The sequence below is a fragment of the Pseudomonas sp. FEMGT703P genome, assembly GCF_002786345.1.
Classification (GTDB): Bacteria; Pseudomonadota; Gammaproteobacteria; order Pseudomonadales; family Pseudomonadaceae; genus Aquipseudomonas; species Aquipseudomonas peli.
The window spans coordinates 1,249,634-1,267,565 of sequence record NZ_PGCM01000005.1; the positions used below are offsets into that span (position 1 = coordinate 1,249,634).

General features: G+C 59.6%; 20 protein-coding genes. 18 read left to right on the forward strand and 2 right to left on the reverse strand.

Translation table 11 applies throughout. The features are described 5' to 3' along the window. Positions 1-71: 71 nt before the first annotated feature. From CUR33_RS09630 to murB, 7 genes are all read left to right on the forward strand, one after another. Complete coding sequence (locus CUR33_RS09630; RefSeq protein WP_090248017.1) at positions 72-704, forward strand: MotA/TolQ/ExbB proton channel family protein; 633 nt, start codon at positions 72-74, stop codon at positions 702-704. Continuing rightward, on the forward strand, positions 701-1,129 hold the full coding sequence (locus CUR33_RS09635) for an ExbD/TolR family protein (protein WP_090248015.1): 429 nt from the start codon (positions 701-703) through the stop codon (positions 1,127-1,129). The genes CUR33_RS09630 and CUR33_RS09635 overlap by 4 nt, the downstream gene beginning before the upstream one ends. A 13-nt stretch (positions 1,130-1,142) precedes the next feature. After that, positions 1,143-2,144, forward strand: coding sequence for a tetraacyldisaccharide 4'-kinase (gene lpxK / locus CUR33_RS09640; protein WP_289239439.1), 1,002 nt, complete (start codon positions 1,143-1,145; stop codon positions 2,142-2,144). Between the two features lie 61 nt (positions 2,145-2,205). Beyond that, positions 2,206-2,391 (forward strand): Trm112 family protein, encoded by a 186-nt coding sequence (locus tag CUR33_RS09645; protein WP_090387286.1) that lies wholly within the window; start codon positions 2,206-2,208, stop codon positions 2,389-2,391. Next, entirely contained in the window at positions 2,392-3,156 is a 765-nt protein-coding gene (gene kdsB, locus CUR33_RS09650) for a 3-deoxy-manno-octulosonate cytidylyltransferase (protein ID WP_289239440.1), read from the forward strand. Further along, on the forward strand, positions 3,156-3,620 hold the full coding sequence (locus tag CUR33_RS09655; RefSeq protein ID WP_289239441.1) for a low molecular weight protein-tyrosine-phosphatase: 465 nt from the start codon (positions 3,156-3,158) through the stop codon (positions 3,618-3,620). The genes kdsB and CUR33_RS09655 overlap by 1 nt, the downstream gene beginning before the upstream one ends. Beyond that, complete coding sequence (gene murB, locus CUR33_RS09660) at positions 3,617-4,636, forward strand: UDP-N-acetylmuramate dehydrogenase (protein ID WP_289239442.1); 1,020 nt, start codon at positions 3,617-3,619, stop codon at positions 4,634-4,636. Before CUR33_RS09655 ends, murB begins: the two co-directional genes overlap by 4 nt. Positions 4,637-4,739: 103 nt before the next feature. Here the strand turns inward: murB and rne are convergent, their stop codons facing one another. Then, positions 4,740-7,838, reverse strand: a complete 3,099-nt coding sequence (gene rne, locus CUR33_RS09665) for a ribonuclease E (RefSeq protein WP_289239443.1) — start codon at positions 7,836-7,838, stop codon at positions 4,740-4,742. 581 nt (positions 7,839-8,419) lie between these two features. On the opposite strand from rne, the gene rluC reads away from it, so the two are divergent. Genes rluC through sppA form a run of 3 tightly spaced genes read left to right on the forward strand, consistent with a single transcriptional unit; the run spans position 8,420 to position 11,043 of the window. Beyond that, positions 8,420-9,373, forward strand: a complete 954-nt coding sequence (rluC, locus tag CUR33_RS09670) for a 23S rRNA pseudouridine(955/2504/2580) synthase RluC (protein WP_289239444.1) — start codon at positions 8,420-8,422, stop codon at positions 9,371-9,373. Continuing rightward, positions 9,366-10,076 carry an HAD-IA family hydrolase gene (locus CUR33_RS09675; protein WP_289239445.1) on the forward strand — a complete coding sequence of 237 codons (711 nt, stop codon included), beginning with the start codon at positions 9,366-9,368 and terminating at the stop codon, positions 10,074-10,076. Before rluC ends, CUR33_RS09675 begins: the two co-directional genes overlap by 8 nt. Then, complete coding sequence (sppA, locus tag CUR33_RS09680; protein ID WP_289239446.1) at positions 10,066-11,043, forward strand: signal peptide peptidase SppA; 978 nt, start codon at positions 10,066-10,068, stop codon at positions 11,041-11,043. Before CUR33_RS09675 ends, sppA begins: the two co-directional genes overlap by 11 nt. A 50-nt stretch (positions 11,044-11,093) precedes the next feature. Here the strand turns inward: sppA and CUR33_RS09685 are convergent, their stop codons facing one another. Continuing rightward, a complete protein-coding gene (locus tag CUR33_RS09685; RefSeq protein WP_289239447.1) occupies positions 11,094-11,672 on the reverse strand; it encodes a Maf family protein in 579 nt (192 codons plus the stop codon). A gap of 122 nt (positions 11,673-11,794) precedes the next feature. Between CUR33_RS09685 and CUR33_RS09690 the strand changes: the two genes are divergently transcribed. From CUR33_RS09690 to pabC, 8 genes are all read left to right on the forward strand, one after another. Beyond that, positions 11,795-12,322 carry a YceD family protein gene (locus tag CUR33_RS09690; RefSeq protein ID WP_289239448.1) on the forward strand — a complete coding sequence of 176 codons (528 nt, stop codon included), beginning with the start codon at positions 11,795-11,797 and terminating at the stop codon, positions 12,320-12,322. Positions 12,323-12,335: 13 nt separating this feature from the next. Further along, positions 12,336-12,518 (forward strand): 50S ribosomal protein L32, encoded by a 183-nt coding sequence (gene rpmF, locus CUR33_RS09695; protein ID WP_090247995.1) that lies wholly within the window; start codon positions 12,336-12,338, stop codon positions 12,516-12,518. A gap of 3 nt (positions 12,519-12,521) precedes the next feature. Continuing rightward, positions 12,522-13,532: a phosphate acyltransferase PlsX gene (gene plsX, locus CUR33_RS09700; protein WP_289239449.1), complete on the forward strand. Its 1,011-nt coding sequence runs from the start codon at positions 12,522-12,524 to the stop codon at positions 13,530-13,532. Positions 13,533-13,636: 104 nt separating this feature from the next. Next, positions 13,637-14,575, forward strand: coding sequence for an ACP S-malonyltransferase (fabD, locus tag CUR33_RS09705; RefSeq protein ID WP_289239450.1), 939 nt, complete (start codon positions 13,637-13,639; stop codon positions 14,573-14,575). Between the two features lie 15 nt (positions 14,576-14,590). Beyond that, on the forward strand, positions 14,591-15,334 hold the full coding sequence (fabG, locus tag CUR33_RS09710; RefSeq protein WP_289239451.1) for a 3-oxoacyl-ACP reductase FabG: 744 nt from the start codon (positions 14,591-14,593) through the stop codon (positions 15,332-15,334). A gap of 196 nt (positions 15,335-15,530) precedes the next feature. Beyond that, complete coding sequence (acpP, locus tag CUR33_RS09715; protein ID WP_058066290.1) at positions 15,531-15,764, forward strand: acyl carrier protein; 234 nt, start codon at positions 15,531-15,533, stop codon at positions 15,762-15,764. A 107-nt stretch (positions 15,765-15,871) separates the two neighbouring features. Beyond that, positions 15,872-17,116 (forward strand): beta-ketoacyl-ACP synthase II, encoded by a 1,245-nt coding sequence (fabF, locus tag CUR33_RS09720; protein ID WP_289239452.1) that lies wholly within the window; start codon positions 15,872-15,874, stop codon positions 17,114-17,116. Continuing rightward, on the forward strand, positions 17,116-17,931 hold the full coding sequence (pabC, locus tag CUR33_RS09725) for an aminodeoxychorismate lyase (protein WP_289239453.1): 816 nt from the start codon (positions 17,116-17,118) through the stop codon (positions 17,929-17,931). The genes fabF and pabC overlap by 1 nt, the downstream gene beginning before the upstream one ends. The last annotated feature ends 1 nt before the right edge of the window (position 17,932 follow it).

A 17,932-nucleotide genomic window follows, 5' to 3' on the forward strand; every position in this document is an offset into this window, starting at 1 on the left:
AACGGCGGCGGTCGGCGAGGCCGCGACCCTATGCTAGAGTGGCGCCACTTTTGTGAAGGGGATCTGCCACCGTGTGGGAACTGGTTAAAGCTGGCGGCTGGATGATGCTGCCGATCATTCTGTGTTCTATCGCTGCGGCCGGCATCATTGCCGAGCGCCTGTGGACGTTGCGGCCGAGCCGCATCACCCCACCCAACCTGCTCGGTCAGGTGTGGAAGTGGATCAAGGATAAGAAACTCAATAACCAGAAGCTCAAGGAGCTGCGCGCCAACTCGCCGTTGGGGCAGATTCTTGCTGCCGGCCTAGCCAACTCCAAACATGGTCGCGAGATCATGAAAGAGTGCATCCAAGAAGCTGCCGGGCGGGTCATTCATGATCTGGAGCGCTACCTGAATGCCCTGGGCACCATTGCCGGTATCGCGCCGCTGCTGGGTTTGCTCGGTACGGTGCTGGGCATGATCGAAATCTTCAGCTCCTTTATGGGCTCGGGCATGGCCAATGCGTCCTTGCTCGCCGGCGGTATTTCCAAGGCGCTGATCACGACGGCGGCGGGCTTGATGGTGGCCATTCCGGCACTGTTCTTCCACCGCTACCTGCAACGCCGCGTCGATGAGCTGGTGGTCGGTATGGAGCAGGAGGCGATTCGCCTGGTGGAAGTGGTGCAGGGCGACCGTGATGTCGACATGGGCGAGGACAAGGCGTGAAATTCCGGCGCAAACCGCGGGAGAACGTCGAGATCAACCTGGCCTCGTTGATCGATGTGGTGTTTATCCTGTTGCTGTTCTTCGTGGTCACCACCACCTTTACCCGTGAGACCCAGCTCAAGGTCGACCTGCCGGAGGCTGCCACTGGCACGCCGCCGGAGCAGACCGAACTGAAGCAGCTGGAAATCCTGATTGCCGCCGATGGCAGCTACTCGCTGAATGCCAAGCAGTTGCTGAAAAGCGATCTGGAAAGCCTGATGGCAGCGCTGCAGAAAGAATCGGAAGGTGATAACAGCCTGCCGCTGATCATCAGCGCCGATGCCAAGGCCCAGCATCAGGCGGTGATTACCGCCATGGATGCGGCCGGCAAGCTGGGTTTTGCCCATCTGCGCATGACCACCATCGAGGCGCAAGCCGCGCCTTGAGGGTTGCCCGCTGATGAGCCTATCCGCACGACTCACTGCTGCCTGGTACGCCGGTCATCCGGCGCTGGGCCTGCTGCGTCCACTGGAGTGGCTGTATCGCGCGGTGGTGCAGCGTAAGCGTGCGCGTTTTCTGGCCGGTGAGGGCGAGATCTACCGTGCTCCTGTGCCGGTGGTGGTGGTCGGCAATATCACTGTCGGCGGCACCGGCAAAACCCCGATGATTCTCTGGCTGATCGAGCATTGCCGCCGTCAGGGGCTGCGCGTCGGTGTGGTCAGTCGCGGCTATGGCGCGCAGCCGCCGCAGCTGCCCTGGCGCGTGCAGGCTGATCAGGCCGCTAGCGTGGCCGGTGATGAGCCGCTGCTGATTGTGCAACGCAGCGGCGTGCCGCTGATGATTGATCCTGATCGCAGTCGCGCGGTGGCGGCCTTGCTGGCGGCCGAGCCGCTGGACCTGATCCTCAGTGATGACGGCTTGCAGCACTACCGCCTGGCCCGAGATCTGGAACTGGTGCTGATCGATGCCGTGCGCGGCCTGGGCAATCGCCATTGCCTGCCTGCCGGCCCGCTGCGGGAACCGGTTGAGCGCCTGCAGAGTGTGGATGCGCTGCTGTATAACGGAGCGTCTAGCGATCCGCAGGATGGCTACGGTTTTACCCTGCAGCCACGCACCTTGGTCAACCTGCGCAGTGGCGAGCAGCATCCGCTCAGTCACTTCCCGGCCGGTCAGGCCCTGCATGCGGTCGCCGGTATTGGCAACCCGCAGCGTTTCTTCAATACCCTCGAAGGGCTACACTGGCGGCCTGTCGCGCATGCCTTTGCCGACCATGCCCCGTATAGCGCCGAGCTGCTGGATTTCAGCCCGGAGCTGCCGGTGCTGATGACGGAAAAGGATGCGGTCAAGTGCCGTGCCTTTGCGGCTGACGATTGGTGGTACCTGGCGGTGGATGCCGAGCCTTCGGCCGCGTTTGTCGTTTGGTTTGATCAGCAATTGCAGCGTCTTGTGCCGCGCGCCTGACTGTTCTGATCATTCGGCGGCCTCGACCGCCCCAGCAGCTGCTCCCTATCAAGGATCTCCCATGGACCCGAAACTACTCGACATTCTCGCCTGCCCACTGTGCAAGGGCCCGCTGAAGCTCGCCGCTGACAAGAGCGAGTTGATCTGCAAGGCCGACGCACTGGCTTTCCCGGTGCGCGATGGCATTCCGGTGATGCTGGAAACTGAAGCCCGCACCCTCAACGTCGACGAGCGCCTGGACAAGTAAATGAGCACTGCCTTTACCGTTGTGATTCCGGCACGTTTCGCTTCCAGCCGCCTGCCGGGCAAGCCGCTGCAGGATATTGCCGGCAAACCGATGATTCAGCATGTCTGGGAACAGGCGTGCAAAAGCAGCGCGCAGCAGGTGGTGGTTGCCACTGACGATGCGCGCATCGTTGAGGCGTGTCAGGGCTTTGGTGCGCAGGTGGTGTTGACCCGCGTCGATCACAATTCAGGCACCGACCGCCTGGCTGAAGTGGCCACGGCTTTGGGCCTAGCGGCTGACTCCATCGTGGTCAACGTACAGGGCGATGAGCCGCTGATTCCGCCATCGATCATTGATCAGGTGGCGGCCAACTTGGCAGCTAATCCGCAGGCGGCCATCGCCACCCTGGCCGAGCCGATTGAGGATGTGCAGGCGTTGTTCAACCCCAATGTGGTCAAGGTAGTCAGCGACAAGACTGGCCTGGCCCTGACCTTTAGCCGTGCGCCGCTGTCCTGGGCGCGGGATGCCTTCGCCAAGAACCGTGACGAGCTGCCAGCAGGCGTGCCATACCGTCGCCACATCGGCATCTACGCCTACCGTGCGCAGTTTCTGCATGACTTCGTCGCCTGGGGCCCGTGCTGGCTGGAAGACACCGAGTGCCTGGAGCAGCTGCGCGCGCTCTGGCATGGCGTGCGTATCCATGTCGCCGATGCCCTGGAAGCGCCACCTGCGGGCGTCGACACGCCGGAAGACCTGGAGCGGGTTCGTCGCCTGCTGGGGGCCTGATGCGCGTTCTGTTTGTCTGCCTGGGCAATATCTGCCGCTCGCCAACGGCCGAAGGTGTGTTGCGCCATAAGCTGCGTGAAGCGGGGCTGGAAGGGCGCGTCGAAGTCGATTCGGCGGGCACTGGCGACTGGCATGTGGGCAAGGCAGCGGATCTACGCACGCGTCAGGCTGCGCAGCAGCGTGGCTATGACCTGTCTGCGCTGCGCGGCCGGCAGGTCAAGGCGGCGGATTTTCACGCCTTTGACCTGATTCTGGCCATGGATAACAGCAACCTGCACGACCTGCAGCAGCTGCGTCCGGGCAATGATGCGGCTGAGCTGGACCTGTTTCTGCGCCGTTATCGGCTGGAGCTGGACGAAGTGCCAGACCCCTATTACGGTGGCGAAGCCGGTTTTGCCCAGGTGCTGGATTTGATTGAGCAGGCCTGTGATGCCCTGGTGCTCGAACTCAAGGGGTGCTTATGAGCTTGCAGGTGCGCACTCAGGTATCGCTGAAACCCTATAACAGCTTTGCCGTCGAGGCCCAGGCCAGCCATTTTGCCGAAGCCGAGAGCGACCAGCAGGTGCGCGAAGCGCTGAGCTATGCGCAAACGCAGCAGTTGCCGCTGTTGTTGCTCGGGGGGGGCAGCAATCTGCTGCTCACCGCTGACGTTGATGCGTTGGTTTTGCGCATGGCCAGTCGCGGTATTCGCGTGCTCAGCGATGACGGCGAGCGGGTGCTGATCGAGGCTGAGGCGGGTGAGTCCTGGCATCCGTTTGTGCAATGGACGCTGGCGCAGGGCTTTGCCGGCTTGGAAAACCTCAGCCTGATCCCAGGCACCGTGGGTGCGGCGCCGGTGCAAAATATCGGTGCTTACGGCGTTGAGCTGAAGGATCTGTTTGCCGGTTTGACTGCCCTGGATCGTTATAGCGGCGAGCTGCGCGAGTTTTCTCTGCAGGATTGCGCCTTTGCCTACCGCGATAGCCTTTTCAAACGAGAAAGCGGGCGCTGGGTCATCCTGCGAGTGCGCTTTGCCTTGAGCCGCGCGGCTGCGCTGCATCTGGATTACGGTCCGGTGCGTCAGCGTCTGGCGGAGCAGGGCATTGGTGTCCCGACGGCGCTGGATGTCAGTCAGGCCATCTGCGCCATTCGAAGTGAAAAATTGCCTGACCCCGCTGAGCTAGGCAATGCTGGCAGCTTCTTCAAGAACCCGCTGGTATCGAGTGAGCTGGCGCAACGCTTGCGCGCGGAACATGCCGATCTGGTGGCTTATGCTCAGGCAGATGGACAGGTCAAGCTGGCCGCGGGCTGGTTGATCGAGCGGGCGGGTTGGAAGGGCTTTCGTGAGGGTGATGCAGGTGTGCATCGTTTGCAGGCATTGGTGCTGGTGAATTACGGCGCTGCCACGGGTGCGCAGTTGTTGAGGCTGGCGCAGCGTATCCAGGCGGATATCGCCCAGCGTTTTGCGGTGGAGTTGGAGATCGAACCGAACGTGCTGTAAGGCGTTTGGCGGCAGGCTGCGACCAGCGTATTGATCGCGCTGTAATAAAAGCTACAACGCAAAAGGGGATGCCGAAGCATCCCCTTTTTTATTGCCTAGCGGCTCAGACCTGCGGTTTGACCGCTTCTTTATCCTGCTCGTCAGCTTCTACTTCAGTAAACAGTGAGCTTTGCGGCTCCTGGCTTACTTCTGCTTCTACTTGCGCGGCGGTTTCGGCCTTGGGCTCGACGGCTTCGATGCTCGCAGGTGCTTCGGCTGCAGTTTCAACTACGGCTTCGGCAACCACTTCTGCAGCCGGCTCTTCAGCTACCGGTGCAGCAGCTTCAACCTGTACGGCAGCAGCTGGTGCTTCGGCGGCTTCGCGGGCCAGACGCTCGGCTTCACGCTGACGACGACGCACTTCGCGCGGATCGTTAGGCGCGCGACCGGTGCTGCTGACGGCAACAACAGGGGCAGCTTCGGCTGCTACAACTTCAGCTACTACGGCTTCGGCAACCGGCTCGGGTGCGGTAACCACGGCAGGCGCTTCAACAACCTCTGCAACCGGAGCTGGCGCCTCTACAACAGCTGGTGCTGGTGCAGCTTCGCTGACTTCGGTGGCATGTACAGGTGCTTCGCTGGATTCGACAACCGGGCTGCTTGCTGCTTCTACAACTACTGCCTCAACAGCGGCTTGTGGCGCTTCAGCGGCAGCGATTTCGCGTGGCTGCTCCTGCTCGACAACTACCGGTGCTGCTTCGGTTGCTTGGGCTGCTTCGTCTGCGCCAGTGATCACGGCGGCGGTTACTGCTGCTGCAACTACTGCGTTGTCGGCATCAGCTGGTGCTTCTGCGCCTTCCTCGCTGCCTTCGATCGGGTTGCCGTTGGCATCGTTCTGGCGCTCGCGACGATTGCTGCGACGACGCTGGCCACGGGAGCGGCGACGTGGGCGATCGCCACCTTCGCTGCCTTCCTGCTCATCGTCCTGCAGTGCTTCTTCAGCGTTCAGTACGTCTTCATCGGCGGCTACTGCGGCCTGTTCGGCACGTGGCTGGCGCTCTTCACGCGGTGCGCGCGGCTGGCGCGGTTCGCGTTGCGGGCGTTCGGCACGGGCTTCTTCGCTGACAGTTGCGCTATCACCCGGTGCGGCATCCAGTGGCTCACGCAGTTCGCGCGGCTGGCGCTCTTCACGTGGCTTGCGGTCGCGCGGCTGACGCTCTTCGCGCGGTGGGCGCGATTGGCGCACTTCCTGCGGCTGACGTACTTCTACAACGTCGCGTGGGCTGCGTTCTTCACGTGGCGCACGTTCCTCGCGCGGTGCGCGTTCTTCACGAGCAACGCGTGGCTGACGTTCTTCGCGCGGTGCGCGTTCTTCACGAGGGCCGCGGTCTTCACGTGGTTTACGCTCTTCGCTGCTGCGACCACCGCGGTTGCGGTTCTGTTGGCGACCGTTACGACGCTCATCGCTGCGCTGTGGGCGTTCGCTGGTTTTCTTCTCGACGACGGCAGGCTTTTCTTCTTCCTTACCAGCGAACAGGCTGACCAGCGACTTGACCAGGCCTTTGAACAGGCTTGGCTCAGCGGCAGCAACAGGCTGTGCGGCTACTGCTTCAACCGGAGTTGGTGCAGTGCGCTGCGGCGCGGTTTTGATCGCTGCTTCCTGGCGAACCAGGGTGCGCGTTGCGGCGGCCTGCTTCTCTTCTTCCACTTCAATAGTCGCCATTTCATAGCTGGACTGAGTGGATTGCGCTTCAGGGCTGTCGTCACGGATGCGCGTAACTTCGAAGTGCGGTGTTTCCAAGTGATCATTCGGAATGATCACGATGCGTGCACGCGTGCGCAGTTCGGTCTTGGTGATCGAGTTGCGTTTTTCGTTGAGCAGGAAGGCGGCAACTGGAATTGGCACTTGTGCGCGGACTTCAGCAGTGCGGTCTTTCAGGGCTTCTTCTTCGATCAGGCGCAGAATGGCCAGCGACAGCGATTCTACGTCGCGGATGATGCCTTGACCGTTGCAGCGTGGGCAGACGATACCGCTGCTTTCGCCCAGGGATGGGCGCAGGCGCTGGCGCGACATTTCCAGCAGGCCAAAGCGCGAGATACGGCCCACTTGTACGCGTGCACGGTCGGCTTCGAGGCTTTCACGGACTTTTTCTTCCACGGCGCGTTGGTTCTTCGCCGGGGTCATGTCGATAAAGTCGATGACGATCAGGCCGCCGATATCACGCAGACGCAGTTGGCGGGCGATTTCTTCAGCCGCTTCCAAGTTGGTCTGCAGGGCAGTTTCTTCGATGTCGCTGCCTTTGGTGGCGCGCGCCGAGTTGATGTCGATGGACACCAGGGCTTCGGTTGGGTCGATAACAATCGAACCGCCGGACGGCAGTTTCACTTCACGCTGGAAAGCCGTTTCGATCTGGCTTTCGATCTGGAAGCGGTTGAACAGCGGCACGCTGTCTTCATACAGCTTGATCTTGCTGGCGTACTGCGGCATCACCTGATTAATGAAACTCAGGGCTTCCTGCTGCGCTTCGATGCTGTCGACCAGTACTTCGCCGATGTCCTGGCGCAGGTAGTCGCGGATGGCGCGGATGATCACGTTGCTTTCCTGATAGATCAGGAAGGGGGCAGCGCGGTCCAATGAGGCTTCTTTGATGGCTGTCCAGAGTTGCAGCAGGTAATCGAGGTCCCACTGCATTTCTTCGCTGGAGCGGCCAAGGCCTGCGGTGCGCACGATCAAGCCCATGTCGCTTGGCGCGACCAGACCGTTCAGTGCTTCACGCAGCTCATTACGCTCTTCGCCTTCGATGCGGCGCGAGATACCACCAGCACGCGGGTTGTTCGGCATCAGCACCAGGTAACGACCGGCGAGGCTGATAAAGGTGGTGAGGGCTGCGCCCTTGTTGCCACGCTCTTCTTTCTCGACCTGAACGATTACTTCCTGGCCTTCCCGGAGCACGTCTTTAATGTTGACGCGGCCTTCTGGGGCCTTGCTGAAATATTCGCGGGAGATTTCTTTGAGCGGAAGAAAACCGTGACGCTCAGAGCCGAAGTCGACGAAGGCAGCTTCGAGGCTGGGCTCTACACGGGTAATTTTACCCTTATAGATGTTGGATTTTTTCTGCTCACGGGCGCCGGACTCGATGTCCAGGTCGTAGAGTTTCTGCCCATCTACCAGGGCAACACGCAACTCTTCGGGCTGAGTTGCGTTAATCAGCATTCTTTTCATGTAGTACCGTCGGTTTCCGGTGCTGGCGGAAGCGGCGTTCGGCACACACGACTTCAGGGGTCGGTGTCAGGTGCGTCAGGAACGGTCGTAAAGCGTTCCAGTGTCTAGCGGCGGTCAGCCAATTGTGCTGGGCCGCGACGGACGTCTCCTGCTCGCTGTGATAACAGAAAGCACTAAGTCAGGAGGAGGAATCAGCTGTTGGTAGCGGACGAGATGAAGCGTCTTGGTAAAGCGAGCTGCTACGCGGACCAACAGTTGTACATCTCCACCCTACACGTATCGCTGAAACTCGGGTGCCGCTCGCGAACATCCGCAGCGGGTTAACTATTACCGCAACCGTCCAAAGGGACTGGTTGCGCATCATGGCTTATAGGCTTTATTTCCGAGTTATTCACAGCCTTGGAGGCTTTTCTTTCGTTGAATAACCCGTCGGACGGCCTCACGTCCCAAATGGGTTGCGTTGGTTGGGGGATGGCAGTTTTGGCGATCATCCGCAAACCAAGCCGCTTTTGGCGGCGTTCCCGACTATAGCAGCAATGATTAAGTGCTTCAATTCCATAAAAAATTGTTATGATTGCGCGATGACAAATCCTTCCCCTCCAACCTCCGGCGTCCAGCTGCTCGAGGTTGCGCCGGAACTTGCCGGCCAACGCATTGATAACTTTCTTCGCACCCAGCTTAAGGGCGTGCCCAAGACTTTGATTTACCGGATTTTGCGTAAAGGCGAAGTGCGTGTGAACAAGGGGCGGATCAAGCCTGAGTACAAGTTGCAGGCCGGCGACATTATTCGTGTGCCACCTTTACGCTTGGCTGAGCGCGATGAGCCCGAGCCGCTGGCTCAGGGGCTCTTGCAGCGCCTTGAGGCTGCAATTGTCTATGAAGACAAGGCGCTTATCGTGCTGAACAAGCCGGCGGGTATCGCTGTGCATGGCGGCAGTGGACTGAATTACGGAGTTATCGAAGCCTTTCGTCAGTTACGTCCGGATGCCAAGGATCTGGAACTGGTGCATCGTTTGGATCGTGATACGTCGGGCCTACTGATGATCGCCAAGAAGCGCAGCATGTTGCGTCACTTGCACGAAGCCTTGCGTGGCGATGGTGTGGACAAGCGCTATATGGCGCTGGTGCGCGGTCATTGGGCAACGGCCAAGAAACAGGTTAATGCGCCGCTGCTGAAGAGCAATCTGCGTTCCGGCGAGCGCATGGTCGAGGTCGATCCTGAAGGTAAGGAGGCGTTGACCGTTTTTCGTGTGCTGCGCCGCTTCGGCGAGTTTGCCACCTTGGTTGAGGCCAAGCCGGTCACTGGACGTACCCATCAGATTCGTGTGCATACACAGTATGCCGGGCACTGCATTGCCGGTGACAGCAAGTACGGCGATGACGATTTCACCAAGGAAATTCGCGATCTAGGCGGTAAACGCCTGTTTCTGCATGCCTATGAGTTGGTTGTGCCGCTGCCTGAGGGTGGTCAACTCAAGCTTGAAGCTCCAGTCGATGAAGTGTGGGCGCGGACTATGGTGCGTCTCAGTGAGTGATTGTCAGGAACGTGGTTACCAGCTGCTGATCTTCGATTGGGACGGCACACTGGTCGACTCCATCGGTCGGATTGTTGCGGCGATGCATATGGCTGCCGATGCCTGTGAGTTGCCGCGCTGCACGGATGAGCAGGTGCGCGGCATTATCGGCTTGGGTTTGCCTGAGGCCATTCGTTGTCTTTACCCAGATATGCATGATGCGCTTCGTGCGCAGCGCTTGCGGCAAAGCTACAGCGAAAACTACCTGGCTCTTGAGTCCGAGCCCTCGCCGCTATTTCATGGCGTGGCTGAGGGTTTGGAAGCGTTTCGTGCCGAGGGTTATCGCCTGGCGGTAGCGACTGGCAAAGGGCGGCATGGTTTGCAGCGAGTGCTGGCAGATCGTGGCTGGCTGGATTATTTCGACTACAGCCGCTGCGCCGACGAAACAGCGAGCAAGCCGGACCCGCTGATGTTGCGCGAGATTCTTGCGCAAAGCGGCGTTGCTGCTGATCGGGCGCTGATGGTGGGTGACTCATCCTTCGATCTGTTGATGGCGCAGCGCGCTGGCATGGATTGTGTGGCGGTGGGTTATGGTGCGCAGCCTTTGCAGGCATTGCGCGAGTGTCAGCCAACGCTGGCAATAGAATGTTTTACCGAGTTGCGCGCCTGGCTAGGTCAGCGTGCGTCTAATCAGTCAGTTGAGGTGGTTTTGCATGGCAGATGAATGGAAGGCGTCGGCTCCTGCTGATGGCGACGGTAAAAGCTGGCAGCTACTGGAGAAGACTCTGCTGGCCGGTGTGCAGGAACAGCGTCGCGCGCGGCGTTGGGGGATTTTCTTCAAGCTGCTGACCTTCATTTATATCTTCGGTGCGCTGGCGTTGTTCTCGCCCATGCTGGCGATGAAAAAAGGCGCGACTACCGGCAGTCATACTGCGGTGATCGAGGTTCGCGGGATGATTGCCGATCAGGAATCGGCCAGTGCCGACAATATTGTCAGCAGCCTGCGTGCGGCCTTTGAGGATGCCAACACCAAGGGCGTGATCCTGCGCATCAATAGCCCGGGTGGTAGTCCGGTGCAGTCGGGCTACATCTATGACGAGATTCGCCGCCTGCGCGCCGAGTACCCGGCGATCAAACTGTATGCAGTGATCACCGATTTGGGTGCGTCGGGTGCCTATTACATCGCCAGTGCGGCTGATGAGATCTATGCCGACAAAGCCAGTCTGGTTGGCTCCATCGGTGTCACAGCTGCAACCTTTGGTTTTGTGGGGGTGATGGAGAAGCTGGGTGTGGATCGCCGCGTGTATACCTCCGGTGAGCACAAAGCGTTTCTCGACCCGTTCCAGCCACAAAAGGCCGAAGAAACCAAGTTCTGGCAGGGTGTTTTGGAAACTACCCATCGTCAGTTTATTGCCAGCGTAAAGCAGGGGCGTGGTGAGCGCTTGAAGGATGCCGAGCACCCAGAGCTGTTCTCGGGCCTGGTCTGGTCGGGTGAGCAGGCTTTAAAGCTCGGGCTGGTCGATGCCTTGGGCAATACCAGCTATGTGGCGCGGGAAGTGATTGGCGAGAAGGAAATCGTTGACTTCACGGTGCAAGAATCACCTTTCGATAAGTTTGCCAAAACTTTAGGTGCCAGCATGGCTGAACGCATTGCCCTGTGGATGGGGTTCCAGGGGCCGGCGTTGCGCTAAGGTCTGGAGCTGTTGCAAGCAAGCCCGGTCATTGATCGGGCTTGTTGTTTTTAGGGGATATCGATACCGCTGGCTTGCAGCATGTCCACCAGGCGGATCAGGGGGAGGCCGATCAGGCTGTTGCTGTCGCTGCCTTCGGTGCTGCGAAACAGGCTGATGCCCAGGCCTTCGGCCTTGAAGCTGCCCGCGCAGTCGAAGGGTTGTTCGGCGGTCAGGTAGCGCATGATTTGCGCTTCGCTGAGTCGGCGGAAATGCACCGTGAAGGGTACGCAGTCGGTTTGCTGCTGGCCGGTGGCGCTGTTAAGCAGGGTGAGGCCAGTCAGAAAGGTCACGCTATTGCCGCTGGCGGCCATTAGCTGTTCGCGAGCGCGCTCCAGGGTGTGCGGTTTGCCGATGATTTGTGAGCCGAGTACCGCGACTTGATCTGAGCCGATGATCAGGTGCTGCGGGTGGCTAGCGCTCAGTGCTTGGGCCTTTTCCAGCGATAATCGGCGTACCAGGGCTTCAGCGCTTTCATTAGGTCGTCGTGATTCGTCGATTTGCGGAGCGCTCCAGGTGAAGGGTAAGCGCAGGCGGGTGAGCAGTTCACGTCGGTAGGGTGAGCTGGAGGCGAGCACCAGAGGCGGCACGGCGATTTCCTTCTATATATAGTTGTTTGCAGAGGGTGGGCGATTCTAGCTGTCGGCCCATATGCTGGACAGGCCGAATTTCCTTTGACAGCGGCCGGTTGCATCCCTAAAATGCGCCGCCTATGTCAAATGGCCCGATTCCACCTCACGTTGATCCGCGCAAATTAGCCGATCGCAGCGCCACCTTCGAAGGTGAGTTGCAACTGTCAGATTTGCAGCGTCTCTGCGGCCCGCTTGCCGATAACCAAGGCATGGTGCGTACGAAGTTCTTCTTCGAGCGCGACGAGCGCAATGCTGTAGTTTTTCACAGCGAGCTTGAGGTTGAAGTCAAGATGGTTTGCCAGCGTTGTCTGGAGCTGGTCACTTTACCGATCCACAGCGCGTGTGATTACGCTGTGGTGAAAGAGGGTGCTAATACCCAGTCAGTGCCGCAAGGCTATGACGTGATTGAGTTGGGTGAAGACCCATTGGATCTGCTGGCGCTGGTTGAGGAGGAGCTTCTGCTTGCCTTGCCCATTGTCCCGGCTCATGACCCTAAAGATTGCCAGCAGCCGACCGGCCTCGAAGAGCCCGAGTCGAGCGAGGACGAGGTAACGCGGTCCAACCCGTTCAGTGTATTGGCGCAGTTAAAGCGTGACCCAAACGTTTAGGAGTTAATTAGTTATGGCTGTTCAGCAGAACAAAAAATCCCGTTCCGCCCGTGACATGCGTCGTTCGCACGATGCGCTCGAGGCCAGCACTCTGTCGGTCGAGAAAAGCACCGGTGAAATCCACCTGCGTCACCACGTATCGCCAGAAGGCGTTTACCGTGGTCGTAAAGTGATCGACAAGGGCGCTGACGAGTAAATCTTGTCCGCTCCGATCATCGCGATTGATGCAATGGGTGGGGACTTCGGTCCCCACTGCATTGTTCCAGCCTGCATCTCTTGCCTGGCTGAATACCCTTCGTTGCACCTGGTCCTTGTCGGCCAATCCTCTCTGCTTGAATCTCTGATTGTCCGCTATCCCGGCGTCGATCGTGCACGCCTGCGCGTTGAGCATGCTGCTGAGATTGTCGCCATGGACGAGCGGCCGGCCCAGGCGCTGCGTGGCAAGCCGGATTCGTCGATGCGTATCAGTCTTGAGTTACTGCGCAGTGGTGCGGCTCAGGCTTGCGTCAGTGCCGGTAATACCGGGGCACTGATGGCGTTGTCGCGCTATGTGCTGAAAACCCTGCCCGGCATTGATCGTCCGGCCATGGTCACGGCTATTCCGACGCAGACGGGCTTCTGTCATCTGCTCGACTTGGGCGCCAATGTCGATTGCAGTGCCGAGCACCTCTACCAATTTGCCGTTATGGGCTCGGTTACCGCCGAGGCGCTGGGTACAGTGCGTCCGCGCGTAGCGTTGCTGAACGTGGGTACTGAAGACATCAAGGGCAACCAGCAGGTCAAACTGGCAGCCAGTCTGCTGCAGCAAGCGGAAGGCCTGAACTACATCGGCTTTGTTGAAGGCGATGGGTTGTATCGCGGTGAGGCCGATGTCGTGGTGTGCGACGGTTTTGTCGGCAATATCCTGCTCAAGTCCAGCGAAGGTCTGGCGGCAATGATTGCTGGGCGGATTGAGGCGCTGTTTAAATCCAGCCTAAAGGCGCGAATGGCGGGGTTTTTAGCGTTGCCGCTGTTGCGGCGCTTGCAGGGTGAGTTGGCCCCGGCGCAGCACAATGGCGCGAGTTTTGTCGGGCTGCAGGGTATTGTGGTTAAAAGCCATGGTGCGGCCGGGCCTGACGACTTTAAAAGCGCTATTCGCCGAGCTTTGCGGGAGATTGAAGAGGATTTGCCGCAGCGTTTGCATGGTCGCCTGGGCGAGCACCTGCTTTAGAATGTGACCGCAGCGGGCAGCCTGTCATCCAACTGTCAGTTTCTTGCGCTTGGCTAGGCCTGGCGCGTATTACCGACGATCACGATCATTAGGAACAGGTTTCCATGTCTGCATCTCTCGCATTCGTCTTTCCAGGTCAGGGTTCCCAGTCGCTGAGCATGCTTGCCGAGCATGGTGCGCAACGACCGCTGATCCTCGAAACCTTCGCCGAGGCTTCCGAAGCCCTTGGTTATGACCTCTGGGCGCTTACCCAGCAAGGTCCTGAAGAACAACTCAATCAAACCGACAAGACTCAGCCGGCGATTCTCACCGCCTCTGTTGCGCTGTGGCGTGCCTGGCTTGCTGAAAGCGCGGCGCGTCCGGCGTTTGTCGCTGGCCACAGCCTGGGTGAGTACTCGGCGCTGGTTGCCGCTGGCAGCTTGTCCTTGGCCGCGGCGGTCAAGCTGGTTGAGCATCGCGGCCAGCTGATGCAGCAGGCGGTTCCAGCCGGGCAGGGCGGCATGGCAGCGATTCTCGGTCTGGAAGATGCTGATGTAGTGGCGGCTTGCGCCGAGGCTGCGCAGGGTGAAGTGGTCAGCGCGGTGAATTTCAATGCGCCGGGTCAGGTGGTGATCGCCGGCGGCGCTGCTGCCGTCGAGCGCGCTATTGAGGCGTGCAAGGCGCGTGGCGCCAAGCGCGCGATGCCGTTGCCGGTTAGCGTGCCGTCGCACTGCGCGTTGATGCGCCCTGCGGCTGAGCGCTTTGCCGAAGCAGTAGCGGCAATTGACTGGCAGGCTCCGCAAATCGCTTTGGTACAGAACGTCAGCGCTGTGGCAGTGACTGATCTGGAAGGGCTCAAGCGCGACCTGCTGGCTCAGCTTTACAGTCCGGTGCGTTGGGTCGAGTCGATCGTCTGTCTGTCTGCGCAAGGTGTGACGGATCTGGTTGAGTGCGGTCCGGGCAAGGTGTTGTCTGGTTTGAACAAACGCTGCGTCAAAGGCATCAATATCCATAACCTGGACACCCCGGATGCCTTCGCTGCTGCGAACGCGGCCCTGGTCTGATTAAGGAGAAACGTTATGAGCCTGCAAGGTAAGGTTGCATTGGTCACCGGCGCAAGCCGCGGTATTGGCCAGGCGATTGCCCTGGAGTTAGGGCGTCAGGGTGCCGTGGTTATCGGTACCGCCACCACCGCTTCGGGTGCCGAGCGTATTGGTGAAACCCTGAAAGCCAATGGCATTGAAGGGGCTGGTCTGGTGCTCGATGTTAGCGACAGCGAGTCGGTCGCCAGCACCCTCGAACATATCCAGCAACATCTTGGTCAGCCGTTGATTCTGGTCAATAACGCCGGCATCACCCGCGATAACCTGATGCTGCGCATGAAAGATGACGAGTGGTTTGATGTCATCAACACCAACCTGAGCAGCCTGTACCGGCTGACCAAGGCTGTGCTGCGCGGTATGACCAAGGCACGCTACGGGCGCATCATCAATATCGGTTCGGTGGTGGGCGCCATGGGCAACGGTGGGCAGGTCAACTATGCAGCTGCCAAGGCCGGTCTTGAAGGTTTTGGCCGTGCGCTGGCGCGTGAAGTAGGTTCGCGGGCTATTACCGTGAACGCCGTGGCACCGGGTTTTATCGACACTGATATGACCCGTGAATTGCCAGAAGCGCAGCGCGATGCGCTGCTGACACAAATTCCGTTGGGCCGTTTAGGGCAGGCCGAAGAGATCGCAAAAGTGGTCGCTTTCCTCGCTTCTGATGGCGCGGCTTACGTCACAGGCGCTACTATCCCTGTGAACGGCGGGATGTACATGAGCTGAATGTGACGGATGGCTTCAGAAAACTGTCATAGATGCTGTCTAAAATCCGTTATAAAGCTGCAACAGGTTTGTAGGCAGGTCGTTGAAGTGTTTGTGGGGCACCCCGGCATTCAGCTTGAAATGCTAAAAACCCTTTCTATACACTTGGTCGCAGAATAGTGGCCAAGATTTGTCCCATTAGGAGTGAGAACAACGTATGAGCACCATCGAAGAACGCGTCAAGAAAATCGTTGCCGAGCAACTGGGCGTCAAAGAAGAGGAAGTAACCAACAGCGCTTCCTTCGTTGAAGACCTGGGTGCCGACTCGCTTGACACCGTTGAGCTGGTGATGGCTCTCGAAGAAGAGTTCGAGACCGAGATCCCGGACGAACAAGCCGAGAAGATCACCACCGTTCAGGAAGCGATCGACTACGTTACCGCTCACGCGTAAAACGTAATCGTCGGATCCCGACTCGGAAAAGCCGCACTCCCTTCATCAGGCGTGCGGCTTTTCTTTAAGCGCTTTCCAGGCGTTGATAACTAGAAAAGGAGATTGCTGTGTCGCGTAGACGCGTCGTGGTTACCGGTATGGGCATGCTGTCGCCATTGGGTAACGATGTGCCGAGTAGCTGGCAGGGCATTTTGGCTGGCCGCAGTGGCATTGGCCTGCTTGAGCATATGGATCTTTCCGCTTTTTCCACACGTTTTGGTGGTGCGGTAAAGGGCTTCAACGTCGAGGAATACTTGTCCGCCAAAGAGGCGCGCAAGCTCGATCTGTTTATCCAGTACGGTCTCGCTGCCAGTTTTCAGGCAGTGCGCAACTCCGGCCTGGAAGTCACCGATGCCAACCGTGAGCGCATCGGCGTGGCCATGGGCTCCGGTATCGGCGGCCTGACCAATATCGAGAACAACTGCAAGTCGCTGCACGAGCAAGGGCCGCGGCGCATTTCGCCGTTCTTCGTGCCTGGCTCGATCATCAATATGATTTCCGGCTTCCTGTCGATCCATCTGGGGCTGCAGGGGCCAAACTACGCCATCGCCACGGCTTGTACTACCGGCACGCACTGCATCGGCATGGCGGCACGCAACATCATGTTTGGCGAGGCCGATGTAATGGTTGCAGGCGGCGCCGAAATGGCGGCCTGCGGTCTGGGTATGGGCGGCTTCGGTGCTGCTCGTGCGCTGTCGACCCGCAATGACGAGCCGGCCAGGGCCAGCCGTCCATGGGATAAAGATCGTGATGGCTTCGTGCTCTCCGATGGAGCCGGTGCACTGGTGCTGGAAGAGTTGGAGCACGCCAAGGCGCGTGGCGCGACCATCCATGCCGAGTTGATCGGTTTTGGCATGAGTGGTGACGCTTACCACATGACCTCGCCACCGGAAGATGGCGCAGGCGCGGCGCGCTGCATGACCAACGCCCTACGTGATGCCGGACTGAATCCTGAGCAGGTGCAGTACATCAATGCTCATGGCACCTCAACCTCGGCTGGCGACAAGGCTGAAGTAGCGGCGGTGAAGTCGGTATTCGGCGAGCACGCTTACAAGCTGGCCGTTAGCTCGACCAAATCCATGACCGGCCACCTGCTCGGCGCTGCCGGTGCGGTGGAGGCGATCTTCAGCATCCTTGCACTGCGTGATCAGGTGGCGCCGCCCACCATCAACCTGGATAACCCGGACGAAGGCTGTGATCTGGACTTCGTTGCGCACCAGGCCAAGGCCATGGCGCTGGACGTAGTGCTGTCCAACTCCTTCGGTTTTGGCGGCACCAACGGCTCGCTGGTATTCCGCCGGTTCGCCGGTTGATGCTGAGCTGGGTCGATGGCCAGCCGGCCGAGCTGCTATCCGTCAAGGATCGCGGCTTGGCCTACGGCGATGGGCTGTTTGAGACCATTGCAGTAAACGCCGGGCAACCGATGCTGTTGGAGCGTCATCTGACTCGTTTGGCCGAAGGTAGTGTGCGGCTGAAAATCTCTCTCGAGCTACCTGCTGTCCGTACCCAACTACTGGCCTTCAGTCAGCAGCTGGGTGACGGCGTGGCCAAGTTGATCCTGACTCGCGGTGATGGGCAGCGGGGCTATGCGCCGCCACAGCCCGCCCAGCCTCGCGTGCTGCTGCAGGCGGCCGCGAAGCCGGTTTATCCCGTAGTCTATGCCGAGCAGGGTGTGCGTCTGTTTGCCTGCGCTACGCGTTTGGCCGAGCAGCCGCTGCTTGCGGGCCTGAAGCATCTCAACCGACTGGAACAGGTACTGGCGCGCAGCGAGTGGCAGGACGCCGAGCATGCCGAGGGCCTGATGCTGGATAGCAGCGGCCGGGTGATCGAGGGCGTTTACAGCAACCTGTTACTGGTCAGCGCTGGTGTGCTGGTGACCGCCGACCTGTCGCGTTGTGGGGTTGCGGGTGTGATGCGCGCCGAGTTGTTGGAGCAGGCGGCTGCGCTGGGCATCGAGTGTCAGGTGCGTGATATCAGCTACGCCGAATTACTGGCGGCGGATGAAGTCATGCTGTGCAACAGCGTCTATGGCGTGTGGCCAGTTCGCGCTTTACTCGCACACGACTGGCCGGTCGGCCCGCTCACCCGTAAACTGCAGGCCATTGCCCGCGATCTACTGGACTGCTGAT

Coding starts and splice junctions, on each gene's coding strand:
- lpxK (WP_289239439.1), top strand. CDS start 1,143: ATGAGCCTATCCGCACGACTCACTGCTGCCTGGTACGCCGGTCATCCG.
- CUR33_RS09645 (WP_090387286.1), top strand. CDS start 2,206: ATGGACCCGAAACTACTCGACATTCTCGCCTGCCCACTGTGCAAGGGC.
- kdsB (WP_289239440.1), top strand. CDS start 2,392: ATGAGCACTGCCTTTACCGTTGTGATTCCGGCACGTTTCGCTTCCAGC.
- CUR33_RS09655 (WP_289239441.1), top strand. CDS start 3,156: ATGCGCGTTCTGTTTGTCTGCCTGGGCAATATCTGCCGCTCGCCAACG.
- murB (WP_289239442.1), top strand. CDS start 3,617: ATGAGCTTGCAGGTGCGCACTCAGGTATCGCTGAAACCCTATAACAGC.
- rne (WP_289239443.1), bottom strand. CDS start 7,838: ATGAAAAGAATGCTGATTAACGCAACTCAGCCCGAAGAGTTGCGTGTT.
- rluC (WP_289239444.1), top strand. CDS start 8,420: ATGACAAATCCTTCCCCTCCAACCTCCGGCGTCCAGCTGCTCGAGGTT.
- sppA (WP_289239446.1), top strand. CDS start 10,066: ATGGCAGATGAATGGAAGGCGTCGGCTCCTGCTGATGGCGACGGTAAA.
- CUR33_RS09690 (WP_289239448.1), top strand. CDS start 11,795: ATGTCAAATGGCCCGATTCCACCTCACGTTGATCCGCGCAAATTAGCC.
- rpmF (WP_090247995.1), top strand. CDS start 12,336: ATGGCTGTTCAGCAGAACAAAAAATCCCGTTCCGCCCGTGACATGCGT.
- fabD (WP_289239450.1), top strand. CDS start 13,637: ATGTCTGCATCTCTCGCATTCGTCTTTCCAGGTCAGGGTTCCCAGTCG.
- fabG (WP_289239451.1), top strand. CDS start 14,591: ATGAGCCTGCAAGGTAAGGTTGCATTGGTCACCGGCGCAAGCCGCGGT.
- acpP (WP_058066290.1), top strand. CDS start 15,531: ATGAGCACCATCGAAGAACGCGTCAAGAAAATCGTTGCCGAGCAACTG.
- pabC (WP_289239453.1), top strand. CDS start 17,116: ATGCTGAGCTGGGTCGATGGCCAGCCGGCCGAGCTGCTATCCGTCAAG.